General features: G+C 72.6%; 10 protein-coding genes. 1 reads left to right on the plus strand and 9 read right to left on the minus strand.

The features are described from left to right. Positions 1-28: 28 nt before the first annotated feature. The 5 genes from ABZ478_RS26630 to ABZ478_RS26650 form a co-directional block, all read right to left on the minus strand. Positions 29-2245, minus strand: coding sequence for an FUSC family protein (locus ABZ478_RS26630; RefSeq protein WP_359553171.1), 2217 nt, complete (start codon positions 2243-2245; stop codon positions 29-31). A gap of 96 nt (positions 2246-2341) precedes the next feature. Continuing rightward, positions 2342-2551: a DUF4287 domain-containing protein gene (locus tag ABZ478_RS26635; protein WP_359553172.1), complete on the minus strand. Its 210-nt coding sequence runs from the start codon at positions 2549-2551 to the stop codon at positions 2342-2344. Between the two features lie 93 nt (positions 2552-2644). Next, complete coding sequence (locus tag ABZ478_RS26640; RefSeq protein WP_359553173.1) at positions 2645-4018, minus strand: NAD(P)/FAD-dependent oxidoreductase; 1374 nt, start codon at positions 4016-4018, stop codon at positions 2645-2647. Between the two features lie 214 nt (positions 4019-4232). After that, positions 4233-4667, minus strand: coding sequence for an ATP-binding protein (locus ABZ478_RS26645; RefSeq protein ID WP_359553174.1), 435 nt, complete (start codon positions 4665-4667; stop codon positions 4233-4235). A gap of 184 nt (positions 4668-4851) precedes the next feature. Next, positions 4852-6756 carry an AMP-dependent synthetase/ligase gene (locus ABZ478_RS26650; protein WP_359553175.1) on the minus strand — a complete coding sequence of 635 codons (1905 nt, stop codon included), beginning with the start codon at positions 6754-6756 and terminating at the stop codon, positions 4852-4854. 151 nt (positions 6757-6907) lie between these two features. On the opposite strand from ABZ478_RS26650, the gene ABZ478_RS26655 reads away from it, so the two are divergent. Further along, entirely contained in the window at positions 6908-7141 is a 234-nt protein-coding gene (locus ABZ478_RS26655) for a DUF6480 family protein (RefSeq protein ID WP_359553176.1), read from the plus strand. 41 nt (positions 7142-7182) lie between these two features. Here ABZ478_RS26655 and ABZ478_RS26660 read toward each other — a convergent pair whose 3' ends face one another. From ABZ478_RS26660 to ABZ478_RS26675, 4 genes are all read right to left on the minus strand, one after another. Further along, on the minus strand, positions 7183-8271 hold the full coding sequence (locus ABZ478_RS26660) for a glutamate--cysteine ligase (protein ID WP_359553177.1): 1089 nt from the start codon (positions 8269-8271) through the stop codon (positions 7183-7185). Positions 8272-8362: 91 nt separating this feature from the next. Continuing rightward, complete coding sequence (gene glgB / locus ABZ478_RS26665; RefSeq protein WP_359553178.1) at positions 8363-10570, minus strand: 1,4-alpha-glucan branching protein GlgB; 2208 nt, start codon at positions 10568-10570, stop codon at positions 8363-8365. Positions 10571-10574: 4 nt separating this feature from the next. Then, positions 10575-11939, minus strand: coding sequence for a maltokinase (locus tag ABZ478_RS26670; protein WP_359553179.1), 1365 nt, complete (start codon positions 11937-11939; stop codon positions 10575-10577). Positions 11940-11970: 31 nt separating this feature from the next. Further along, positions 11971-12540 (minus strand): alpha-glucosidase C-terminal domain-containing protein (locus ABZ478_RS26675; RefSeq protein ID WP_359553180.1); only part of this gene is annotated, 570 nt, incomplete at its 5' end.

Genomic DNA, 12540 nt, shown 5'->3' on the forward strand with positions numbered 1-12540 from the left:
CGCCGACGGGCCCGGGCCGGGTGAGCGGTCACTTCACGCGGGGCCGGGGGCTGACACCGAGCGGACGCCCCAGGCCCGACACCGCTTCGTCCAGCCGCTGCAGATGGCGCAGCACCCGGTCGGTCACCCGGCCGTAGCGCGGACTGCGCAGGGTGCCCGGTTCCAGCAGGGACGCGATGCTGGGGCCGGTCTCGATCGTCGCCGCCGACCGCCGGTCCGCCACGTGCGCGGCGATCGCCTCGATGTTCTGCACGATCCGCCGTCCCACCGTGCGCAGCCGCGGATCCGCCGCTATGGACGTGTGCGTGGGCAGCAGCTCGGCGGTGGCCGCCAGGGAACGGGCGTGGTACGCGCAGGTCTCCAGCAGCGCCATCACGTACCGGGCGGTGTCCCGGCGGGAGCGCAGGGGGGTGACCGGGTGGGTCAGCGGCTGGGTGGCGGCCCGCAGATCGGCCAGCGCCTGGTCCAGCTCGCGGGCCTTGTCGACCAGGTCGACCGGCAGCCCGCCGCTGAGCTGGTCGGCGGCGGCGCGGGTGACCTCCGCCAGCTTCTCCAGAACATCGACGAGAAGGTCGTTGGTGCGCCGGTCGGTATGGATCGGCAGGACCACCGCCGCCGCTATCACCCCGCAGGCCGCGCCCAGCGCCGTCTCCTCCACTCGCAGCACCAGCACCGACAGGCTGTAGGTGTTCAGCAGCGTGTACAGCAGCCCCAGCATCGCCGTGACGAAGAACGACATCAGCGTGTACGACAGGGGCGCGGTGTAGAACATCGTGAAGACGAACAGCAGCACCAGCGCGAACGCCGTCCACGTGTGGTTCCCGACCAGTCCGGCGAGCCCGATGCCGGCCACCACGCCGAGCACCGTGCCGAGCAGGCGCCGGTAGCCCTTCACCAGGATCTCGCCGGTGGAGGAGGTGTTGATGAACACGATCCAGCAGGTCAGGACCGCCCAGTACCAGCGCTGGCCGGACAGCAGTTCGCCACCGGCGATGGCGAGCGCGGAACCCACCGCGACCTGAACGGCGGCGCGGGTGGTGGGCCGCCCCAGCCCCACCGGCTCCGGCTTGCCGGCCTCGTCCTCCTCGCTGCCCTCGATGGCCGCGTCCTCGGCGTCCAGCTCCTCACGGGAACGGGCCGTCGCCGGGGAGTCGTCGGACTCGTCCTGCGGCCCGTCCAGGGCGAGCCGCAGTCCGAGCACGGCCCGTCCGGCCTCACCGATGCCCCGGAAGACGTCCTGCACGGCCGGTGAGGCCTTCGGCAGGTTCTCCTCCTCGCGGTAGCCGAGCAGCCGGTTGCGCAGATGCGCCAGCGCCGTCCCCGAGGCCTCACCGGCCGGCCGCAGGACGAGCAGGCGCAGCGCCGCCAGATCCCGCCGCAGCTGTGCCGTGGCTCCGTCGCGCACCGGGAGCTCGCCGCCGGACGGCAGGGGAGCGCCGGGCAGGTGCAGGGTCAGGGTGTCGGTCCGCTCGGCGCTGCGCGCCGTGAGCAGCAGCAGTCCGAGCCGCTCGGCGGCGATCTCGGCGTCCGCGATCCGGCGCTGCAGCAGCCGCGCCGTCGCCTCGTCGCCGGTGCCGTCCGCCAGCCTGCCCTGGATCATCAGTGCCGTCTCGTGCAGCCGCGCGGTCCGGGTGCGCAGCTCCTGGAGCACCTTGTCCACGTCGTCGGGACCGGCGTCCAGCAGCTCGAGCTGGGTGGCGAAGAGCTGGCCCAGCCGGGCGCGGAAGGCACGCCGCAGCCGGTCCAGGGTGCCCGCCGGGGTCTGCGGCAGCAGCGCGAAGCGGGCCAGGGCGGCGCAGCCGAACGCCACGGTGATCACGACGTACAGGGCGGGCAGCGTGGCCGGGGTCGCACGCACGAACAGCGACATGAAGTAGACCTGGAACCCGACCAGGCCCAGCGCCGTGCCGCGGTCGCCGAACCTGCGGCCGTACACCGCGCAGAAGATGAGGACGACGAAGAACAGGTCGCCCACGACGACCCGCTGGCTGAGCAGCGCCCCCAGCGAGACCGAGGCGAGTGCCACCGGCAGGCCCAGCGCGAGGGTGACGGCCTGCTGGGCGCGCTGCTTCTCCCGGATGGCGAAGGTCGCGACCATCGCCGAGATGGCCCCCGCGACCAGTTGCGGCACAGGGACCCTCAGCACACCCAGCACCGCGAGGGTCAGGGCGATGGCGGTCACCGTGCGCAGGCCCGCGGTGAGCCTGAGCAGTCCGGGATCGGACGCGGCCAGCCGGTCCCACATCCGTGCCCACCCCGACCGAACCGCTTCCCTCACGCCGCCGCGCTCTCTCCCGTGCCAGTATTTGATCTACGAAACAGCATGGCACGAGGATCCGGACTACCTGCCCTCGGCCAGCGTGTGCGCCACCAGGGCGTTGGCGTGGCCGTGGCCGAGACCGTGCTCGTCCTTCAGCCAGGCGACCAGCTCCATGTGCCGCGTCAGCGGCGAGGAGCGGATCAGCTCCTGCCACTCGCCGACCGGACGGCCGTACTTCTTCTCGATCGCGGGGAAGTAGCTCGCCGGGCCCTTCACGGTCTTCTCGGTCATGCCGGTGTCCCTCCGTGTGATGCTTCCTGATCACCATGAAAGACCGCCGACCGGCTGGAGAGTGATCGGCGGTCCCCGGTGATCCAGGTCACATCAGGGGCTGCCCGTTGTCTGGCCTTCCACCCGGGCGCGCACCTGCTCCGGAGTCAGACAGGAGTTCGCGCCGTCGAAGTCCTTCAGCCGGGCCGGCCTGTGCGCCTGGAAGCCGGTGCGCACGAAGTCGTCACCGGCGACCGCATTCAGCAGCCAGTTGGTCACGACCCTCGTCTTGGCGACGTTGGTGCGCAGCGCTCCGAGGTGGTAGCCGCGCGCCACCGCCTGGGCCGGGACACCGCGCAGCTCGACGCCCAGCGGCTTGGACACGGCGTCCTTGCCGCCGAGGTCGACGACGAGCCCCAGGTCACGGTGCACATACTGCTCGAGCGGCTGGTTGCGCAGCGCCGCGATGACGTTGTCCGCGACCTTCTTGCCCTGGCGCAGGGCGTGCTGCGCCGTGGGCGGGCAGACCGCGCCGTCGCCCTTGGCGACGTCCGGCACGGCCGCCGAGTCGCCGAGCGCGAACACCCCGTCGTGACCGGGCAGGTTCATCTCGGCGTTCACCGCGAGCCTGCCCCGGACCGTCTCCGCGCCCAGGGTGGCGATGAGCGGACTGGCGACCACACCGGCCGTCCAGATCAGGGTGTGGGTGGGCACCACCCGGCCGTCGGTGAAGGTGACCTCCTCCGCACCGGCCTTGTCGATCGAGACGCCCAGCGAGACGTCGATGCCGCGCCGCTTGAGGATCTCCTGCGCGCTGCGGCCGAGCTTGTCGCCCAGCTCCGGCATGAGCTTCGGCGCGATGTCGATCAGATGCCACTTGATCAGGCCCGGGTCCAGCCGCGGATAGCGCTGCACGGCAGCGTGCGTGAGCCGCTGCAGACAGGCCGCGGTCTCCGTGCCCGCGTAGCCGCCGCCGACCACCACGAACTGCAGCCGCGCGGCCCGCTCGGCCGGGTCGTCGCTGGCGTCCGCGAGGTCGAGCTGCGAGATGACGTGGTCCCGGATGTACGCGGCCTCGGCGAGGGTCTTCATGCCGAAGGCGTGATCGACGAGCCCCGGGATGTCGAAGGTACGGGTCACGCTGCCCGGCGCCAGCACGATGTAGTCGTACCGCTCGTTGACCAGCTTGTCGGTGATGGTGCGCACGACACAGACCTTCGACTTCAGGTCCACGCCGACCGCGCTGCCCGGGATGATCCGGGTGCGGTACTTCTTGCTGCGGCGCAGCGACAGCGCGATCGACTGCGGCGTGAGCACGCCGGAGGCGACCTGGGGGAGCAGTGGGAGGTAGAGCTGATAGGCGAACGGCGTCACCAGCGTGACGTCGGCCTCCTCGGGGGTGAGTTTCCGCTCCAGGCGGCGGACGCACTCGACTCCGGCGAAGCCTGCGCCAACCACCAGGATCCTGGGTCGTGTCACGGTGTCCATCCCTCTCTGCGGCTCCAGGCGGTCCGACTCGACGTCGTTCGCCTGCCCCGGATCGCCGCGACCATCTCGATCCCATCGCGACCCGGGCCGTTCCGCCAGCCGGGTGCGGCAGGCAGACGAACGCGTGGGAGGCACCGGCGTGCCCCCGCGGAGCCGGAGTATCCGAATCCCGCACGACTACACGTGGCCACCGGAATCGGGCCCGCGCAGGCCGTCACCAGGGCAGGAACACGTGGATGTCCTTGCCTTCGTCCTGGACCACGACGCTCACCTGGTCACACAGCGTGTGCACCAGATGCCAGCCGATGCCGCCGCCGCCCGCGTCGGGGTGGAAGGGCCGCGGCTCGGGCCGGGTGGTGCTGGTGTCGTGCATCGTCACGTGCACCCCGTCGAACGTGCGCCGCATGTGCAGCCCGAAGGGCCCGGGGGCGTACTGGATGACATTGGCGGCCAGCTCCGTGACCACCAGCAGGATGTCGTCCCAGTACTCCGGCGCGGTCGGCGGGGCGTTCCGCGCCAGGTCGCACAGGAACCCCTCGGCGGCGAGCCGGGCACCCGTGACATTGCGCAGCTCACCCGGGAAGGAGTACGTACGCTCGTACCTCTCCTCCGAGGGCGGTGTCTCATCCCAACGCGGCTCCGTCGACATCTCGCATTCCCCGGCCCCGTCGGCAGGGGCCGGGCGGGCCCCTGCGACCAGGGCGGTCGTCGTTGCTGATCACTCCCATGCTGCGGGTTCCCACAGCGGGGCCGGATATCCGTCCCGCTCGCGTCGGCCTCGCCCGGAGCGCCCCCGCCCGGAGCCCGGCCCCTCCCCGGCGGACGGCGCGACCCTACCGGAAGACGTTGTCCGGCTCGTCCCAGTCGGCCGGCTCCGGAGCGGACGGCCGCCGTGCCGCCCGGGACCGGGCCTCGTACATCGCGTCGATCTCGGCGGCGTAATGCCGCGCGATGGCGTCGCGACGCAGCTTCAGCGACGGTGTCAGCAGACCGTTGTCCGGGGCGAACGGCTCCGGGAGGACACGGTAGACCCTGATGGACTCGGCGCGGGACACCGCGCTGTTGGCCGAGGCGACGGCCCGTGCGATCTCCTCCATGAGCGCGTTCTCCTCGCGGGCCTCACGGCCCGGCGACTCACCCTGCAGCGCCAGCGCCGCCCGCCAGTGCGCGAGGAACTCCGGGTCCAGGGTGATCAGCGCCCCCACACAGGGCCGGTCGTCGCCCACCACCACCGCCTGGTGCACCAGCGGATGCAGCCGCAGCCGCTCCTCCAGCGGTGCCGGCGCCACGCTCGTGCCGCTGCTGGTGACCAGGACGTCCTTCTTACGGCCGGTGATCGTCAGATAACCCTCGGAGTCCAGCCGCCCGATGTCCCCGGTGGCCAGCCAGCCGCGGTGCAGCGCGCCCCGGGTGCGCGCCTCGTCGCCGACGTATCCCTGGAACACCGACGGGCCGCGCACCAGGATCTCCCCGTCGTCGGCGATCCGGACCTCGGTCCCCGGCAGCGGGCGGCCCACGGTCCCGGACTTCTCCCGGCCGAGCGGCTGCATGGTGATCCCGCCGGAACTCTCCGTCAGACCGTAGCCGTCGTGGATGTGCAGGCCGATGCCCTCGTAGAACAGGGACAGTTCGCGGCTGAGCGAGGAGCCGCCCGAGCTGCCCCGCGCCGCCCGGCCGCCGAGCGCCTCGCGCAGCCTGCGGTACACCGTCCGCTCGTACAGGGCGTGTTGCAGCCGCAGGTCCAGTCCCGGGCCCGGTCCACGGCCGAGCCGCCGGCGCTCCTGGGCCCCGGCGAAGTCCCGCGCGGTCTGCGCGGCCCGCTCGAAAAGGGCGCCGCGGCCCGCCTCGTGGGCCGTCCGCAGGAACGTCTTGTACAGCTTCTCGAACACCGACGGCACCCCGTACAGATACGTCGGCCGGAAGGAGCGCAGCGCCGAGACGAGCGCGGCCCCGGTCATCTCGGGCTCGTGCGCCATCAGCACCCCGCCGCGCAGGCACATCTGCTGGATCATGATCCCGTACACGTGCGAGAAGGGCAGGAAGGCGAGCACGGACGGCTGTTCGCCCGGCGGCGCCGCCGTGTGCCCCCAGCCGGCCAGCAGGGTGTCGCACGGGTAGGCGATGCTCCGGTGGCTCAGCGCGCAGCCCAGCGGCCGGCCCGAGGTGCCCGACGTGTAGGCGATGGCCGCCGTGGAGTCCGGCAGCACGATCCGGCGCAGCGAGTCCACCGTGGTCGGCGGGACCAGCGCGCCCTGCTCGGACAGCCGGGACAGGGCGCCCGCGTCGAGCTGCCAGACGTGCCGCAGGCGCGGCAGACCCGCGCACACGGTGCCCACGGTCATCGCGCCCTGTTCGTCCTCCACCACGATCGCCACGCAGCCGGCGTCCCGCAGGATCCACTCCACCTGGTCGCGCGAGGACGTCGGATGCACCGGGACGACCTCGGCGCCCACGGTCCACAGGGCGTGGGCGAACACCGTCCACTCGTACCGGGTCCGGGCCATCAGGGCCACCCGGTGCCCGGGCGAGATCCCGGCGGCCACCAGGCCCTTGGCCAGGTCGGTCACCTCGTCCCGCAGCTCGACCGCCGTCACCTCCTCCCACCGGCCGGGCGCCGCGTCCGAACGGCGGGCCAGGACCGGCAGGGCCGGGGTCCGTTCCGCTGTCTCGAAGACGCTGTCGGCCAGTCCGCCGGTCAGCGGGCGTACGGCTGCCGGAGCGAGGGCGTCGTCGCGCATGCGCTGCTCCCGGGGTGTACGGAGGGTGACTCCGCCGGTCGGCTCTGTGCCGGCGGTGCTCGAATCTAGCCCAGGGAAACGGTTTCGGGACCCGGATCAGGCAAGTCGTGATCGGGTGATGATCTGGGCGTGTCCGGGGGACTCGGGAGGCATGACTCATGTGAACCCCGATCCGGAGCCCGAGCGGACCACCGGGCTGGAACCCGGAGGCGGAGTCCCGCCAGGCGAGACACCGCCCGCCGAGAGCAGCATGCCCGAGGCCGGGCCCCGGGAGACGCACAATCCGACCAAGGGCTGGGCCAAGGCGCCGCTGACGCTGATCCTCGTCCTCGTCGCCCTGATCGCGGCCTTCTTCCTGGTCTACGCCCTCGTCCTGATCCTCTGAGAACCCGTGGGCCGGCGCGGCCGGCCCGGCAGCGGGCGTCGTCAGTCCTGTGTGCGGCGCACACACTCGGTGACGACGTCCCGCAGGCTGTCGCCGCGCTCCATCAGAAGCCGCTGCTCCGCCGCGCCGTTGCCCCGGCGCAGCAGCGCCTCGACGGCCTCCTCGGCGCGGGCCGCGTCCCCGCTCTCCCCGAGGGCGTCCGAGGTGTGCTCCAGCAGCGCGCGCAGCACCTCGGCGGCGGGGCGGGGCCGCATGGTGCGGGGGTCGAGCAGGTTCTCGTCCAGGCCGGACCGGGCGGCCTGCCAGGCGGCCAGCCGCAGCAGGCTCACACTGTGGTCGGCCGGCGGCCGGCCGTCCCGCCACTCCCGCGCCGCCGTCTCCACCAGGGCGCGCACCAGCGTGGCGACGAGGACGGCGGTGTCCGCGCGCAGGCACACGTCCGCCACCCGTACCTCCACGGTCGGGTAGTTGGCGGACAGCCGGGCGTCGAAGTAGACCATCCCCTCGTCCAGGATGACCCCGGTATCCACCATGTCCTTCACCCGGCGGTGGTACCGCTCGGCCGAGCCGAACAGCTCCGTCGGCCCCGCCGACGGCCAGCGTCCCCACACCCGGCTGCGGTAGCCGGCGTAGTCGGTGTCCCGCCCCTGCCAATAGGGCGAGTTGGCGCTCAGCGCGGTCAGCGACGGCAGCCACGGCCGGATCCGGTCGAGGACCGCGACGCCCTCCTCGTCGGACTCCACCGACACATGCACATGGCAGCCGCACACCAGTTGCTCCCGGGTGGCGATGCCGTACTGCCCGGCCATCCACTGGTAGCGGTCGTTCATGCTGATCGACGGGCTGACCGGGAGCGGGGAGGTGGCGAGCGCGGCGACCGCGCAGCCGATCTCCCCGGCGTGCCGCGCCGCCTCCTTGCGGCAGCGCACGATCTCCGCGCCGAGAGCCGCCATGTCCGACTGCGGATGCGTGGCGAACTCCAGCATCTGCCCGAACAACTCCTTCTCGAAGACGTCCTGTCCGGGATCGTCCTGAGCGGCGCGGGCCAGGACGGCGGCGGACAGTGCCCTGGGGTCGCCGGTCTCCGGGTCGACCAGAAGGAGTTCCTCCTCCACTCCCACCGTGCGCAAGGTCGTGCCGTCCTTCCGTCCGCGCCCCGAGGGGCAGCCGCGAGTCTGTACGACCCCGACTGCCCCGGGGGCGGCGGTCGACACCTGCGGGTCAGCGCACGGGGCCCAGCCAGACGGTGGCGAGCGGCGGCAGGGTGAGCCGCAGGAACCCGTCCTCGGGCTTGAGCGCCCCGGGAGCGCCGACGCCGACACCGCCGCCGCCGTAGCGGACGTCGTCGGTGTTCAGTGCCTCCGCCCAGGCGGGAACCTCCTCGGGCACCCACAGGCGGTAGTCGTGCCGGACGACCGGGGAGAGGTTCGACACCGCCAGCAGCGGGGACCCGCCGGCGTCGAACCGCAGGAACGCGAAGACGTTGTCCTCGGCCGCGTCGCACAGCACCCAGCGGAAGCCGCCCGGGTCGGTGTCCCGCTGCCACAGCGCGGGGGTGTCCCGGTACAGCGTGTTCAGGTCCCGGACCAGGTCCCGCACGCCCCGGTGGTCACCGGCCGCGCAGTAGTCCTCGTCCAGCAGCCACCACTCGGGCCCGTGTGCCTCGGAGAACTCCGCGCCCTGCGCGAACTCCTGCCCCATGAAGAGCAGTTGCTTGCCGGGATGAGCCCACATGAAGCCGAGGTAGGCACGGTGGTTGGCGCGCCGCTGCCACCAGTCGCCCGGCATCTTGGACACCAGCGCCTGCTTGCCGTGCACGACCTCGTCGTGCGAGATGGGCAGGACGTAGTTCTCGGTGTAGGCGTACACCATCGAGAAGGTCATCTCGTTGTGGTGGTACTTGCGGTGCACCGGCTCCTTCTGGATGTACTCCAGCGAGTCGTGCATCCAGCCCATGTTCCACTTCAGCCCGAAGCCGAGCCCGCCGCTGTGCGTGGGCCGGGTCACCCCGTCCCAGGCGGTGGACTCCTCGGCGATGGTCACCACCCCGGGGCAGCGCCGGTAGACGGTCGCGTTCATCTCCTGCAGGAGGGCGACCGCGTCGAGGTCCTCGCGCCCGCCGAAGACGTTCGGCGTCCACTGCCCGGAGTCGCGCGAGTAGTCCCGGTAGAGCATCGAGGCGACGGCGTCCACGCGCAGGCCGTCGATGTGGAACTCCTCGCACCAGTACACCGCGTTGGCGACCAGGAAGTTGCGCACCTCGGTACGCCCGTAGTCGAACACGAACGTGCCCCAGTCCGGATGCGTGGCGCGCTGGGCGTCCCCGGGTTCGTACAGCGGGTCCCCGTCGAAGCCGGCCAGCGCCCAGTCGTCCTTCGGGAAGTGCGCCGGCACCCAGTCCATGATCACGCCGATCCCGGCCCGGTGGCAGGCGTCCACGAAGTACCGGAAGTCGTCCGGAGTGCCGAGCCGGGCGGTCGGGGCGTAGTAGGAGGTGACCTGGTAGCCCCACGAGGGGCCGTAGGGATGCTCCATGACCGGCATCAGCTCGACGTGGGTGAAGCCCATCTCCTTGACGTACGCCGGGAGCTGCTCCGCCAGTTCCCGGTAGCTCAGCCCCTTCCGCCAGGACGGCAGATGGACTTCGTACACGGAGAACGGCGCCTCGTGCACCGGGGTGTCGGCGCGGTGCGCCAGCCAGTCCCCGTCGCCCCACTCGTGGTGCGCGGCCGTCACGACGGAGGCCGTGTCGGGCGGTGCCTCGGTGCGGCGCGCCATCGGGTCCGCCTTGAGGAACCGGTCGCCGTACCGCGAGGTGATCTCGAACTTGTACCGCGCGCCCTCGCCGATGCCGGGCAGGAACAGCTCCCACACGCCGGACGCGCCGAGCGAGCGCATCGGGTACTGCGTGCCGTCCCAGTACGTGAAGTCCCCGGCGACGCGCACGCCCTGGGCGTTCGGCGCCCAGACGGTGAAGCGGGTGCCCGCCACGTCGTCGTGGGTCATGGGCTCGGCGCCGAGCGCCTGCCACAGCCGCTCGTGCCGGCCCTCGCGGATCAGGTGCAGGTCCAGCTCGCCGAGCGCGGGCAGGAAGCGGTACGGGTCGTGCGTCTCCTGCTCGCCGTCGTCGTAGACCACCCGCAGTGTGTACGGCGGGATCCCGTCGTACGGCAGCACGGCGGCGAAGAGGCCGCCGCCCTCCGAGACGAGGTCCTGGTGCTCGCCGCCGACCACGACGCTCACGGCGCGGGCGTTCGGGCGCAGCGTCCGGAACAGGACGCCGCCCGGCACCGGATGGGCACCCAGCACGGCGTGCGGGTCGTGGTGAGCGCCGCCCAGCAGCCGGTCGCGCTCAGCGGGTTCGAGCGGCGGTGCCGCGGCCGGAGCGGGTCCGGCGGGCTCGGGAAGCACGGTGTCGCGCAGTGCCATGACGTCAGCCTCCCCACACGGCGAGCCGTTTGATCGCCGCCATCGGTACCGGCAGCCAGTCCGGTCGGTGTCTCGCCTCGTACAGCACCTCGTAGACCGCCCTGTCCGTCTCGTGCGCGCGCAGCAGCGCGTGCTTCTTGCGTGGGTCCCAGCCGGCGCGGGCCGCGTAGCCCGCGCAGAACGCCTCCCGGCAGCGGCGCGCCCACTCGGGACGCCAGGGGCGGCGCTGCCGGGCCGCGTAGTCGAAGGAGCGCAGCATCCCGGCCACGTCCCGCACCGGGGACTGAGCCGCCCGCCGCTCGGCGAGCGGCCGGGACGGCTCCCCCTCGAAGTCGATGACGAACCAGTCGCGCCCGGCGCGCAGCACCTGCCCGAGGTGCAGATCGCCGTGGATGCGCTGGGCGGGCGGCCCGGTGTCGCAGGTGGCCAGCGCGCCGAACGCGGCGCGCAGCCCGGGGATGTAGGGCCGCAGCCCGGGCACGGCGTGCGCGGCGGCGTCCAGCCGGGCGCACATCGCCTCCGCCGTACGCCCGTTCTCGCCCGGTCCGGCGGGCGGGAAGGCCTCGGCCAGTGCCAGGTGCACCTCGGCCATGGCCCGGCCCAGTTCACGGGCCTCGGCGGTGAAGTGGTCGCCCGCGGCGAGCGCGCCCAGGGCCAGCGTCCAGCCGTCGGTCGCGTCGGGCAGGAACGGCTGCAGCACACCCAGCGTGGCCGGGCGGGGAGCGGTCGTGCTGAACCAGGCGACCGGGGCCGGCACCCGGGCGCAGCCCTGCTCGGCCAGCGCGCCGGGCACCTCCAGATCGGGGTTGACGCCCGGCTGGATGCGGCGGAACAGCTTCAGGATGTACGCGTCGCCGTAGACGATCGAGGAGTTGGACTGCTCGGCGTCCAGCAGCCGCGGCGGCAGCCCGCCGGGCAACTCGACGGCCGGGGCGGTCTCGAAGCGCAGCGGACCCGACGCCCCGGGGCGGCGCAGCCGCTCCAGGAGCAGATGGGCGGAGCGCGGGTCGTGCAGGGCGTCGTAGACGGCGAGTCCGGCCAGCGGCCCCTCTCCGGCCCTTCCGATGAAGGCCCGCTCCAGCCGCGGGGCGACGTGCTCGCGCAGCCCGAGCAGGAGCTGGTAGCAGTCGCCGGGCGGGGGAGTGCCGCCCGGCGTGGGCACCGGCGCGTGCGAGGCGTGCACCAGCAGGTGCAGGCAGCCGGGGAACAGCTCGGTCACGGACAGCACCGACAGATCGGTGACGGGCCGGTCCTTGCCCGCGAACCAGCGTTGCTCGGGCAGCCATTCGCGCAGCATCCGGCCCAGCGAGGCCAGCGGCCGGTCGGCGCCGGCCGCGGTTCTCGGTCGGAGGGTGATGGTCTTCGGCATGGTGACGCGTCCTTTCCTCGGCGCCGTGCGCTCAGTGGCGGCGGCCGATGCGGGATGCGACTCGGGTGAGCCGGAACCAGTAGAAGCCGTGGCCCGCGAGGGTCAGCAGGTACGGCAGTTCACCGATGGCCGGGAACCGCACCCCGCCGATCAGCTCCACGGGGTGCCGTCCGTCGTAGGCCCGCAGGTCGAGTTCGGTGGGCTGCGCGAACCGCGAGAAGTTGTGCACGCACAGCACCAGGTCGTCGCCGTACTCGCGCAGGAACGCCAGGACCGCCGGGTTGGACGACTGCAGCTCGGTGTAGGACCCGAGCCCGAAGGCGGGGTTCTGCTTGCGGATCTCGATCATGCGGCGCGTCCAGTGGAGCAGGCTGGACGGGGAGGACATGGACGCCTCGACGTTGGTGACCTGGTAGCCGTAGACCGGGTCCATGATGGTGGGCAGGAAGAGGCGCCCCGGATCGCACAGGGAGAAGCCGGCGTTGCGGTCGGGGGTCCACTGCATGGGGGTGCGGACGGCGTCGCGGTCGCCGAGCCAGATGTTGTCGCCCATGCCGATCTCGTCGCCGTAGTAGAGGATCGGCGAGCCGGGCAGCGACAG

The organism is Streptomyces sp. NPDC005706 (assembly GCF_040631045.1).
Lineage (GTDB): Bacteria > Actinomycetota > Actinomycetes > Streptomycetales > Streptomycetaceae > Streptomyces.

Bases quoted from the DNA above. Each gene is read 5' to 3' on its own strand.
- ABZ478_RS26630 (WP_359553171.1), bottom strand. From the start codon at position 2,245: ATGTGGGACCGGCTGGCCGCGTCCGATCCCGGACTGCTCAGGCTCACC.
- ABZ478_RS26635 (WP_359553172.1), bottom strand. From the start codon at position 2,551: ATGACCGAGAAGACCGTGAAGGGCCCGGCGAGCTACTTCCCCGCGATC.
- ABZ478_RS26645 (WP_359553174.1), bottom strand. From the start codon at position 4,667: ATGTCGACGGAGCCGCGTTGGGATGAGACACCGCCCTCGGAGGAGAGG.
- ABZ478_RS26640 (WP_359553173.1), bottom strand. From the start codon at position 4,018: ATGGACACCGTGACACGACCCAGGATCCTGGTGGTTGGCGCAGGCTTC.
- ABZ478_RS26655 (WP_359553176.1), top strand. From the start codon at position 6,908: ATGACTCATGTGAACCCCGATCCGGAGCCCGAGCGGACCACCGGGCTG.
- ABZ478_RS26670 (WP_359553179.1), bottom strand. From the start codon at position 11,939: ATGCCGAAGACCATCACCCTCCGACCGAGAACCGCGGCCGGCGCCGAC.
- ABZ478_RS26650 (WP_359553175.1), bottom strand. From the start codon at position 6,756: ATGCGCGACGACGCCCTCGCTCCGGCAGCCGTACGCCCGCTGACCGGC.
- glgB (WP_359553178.1), bottom strand. From the start codon at position 10,570: ATGGCACTGCGCGACACCGTGCTTCCCGAGCCCGCCGGACCCGCTCCG.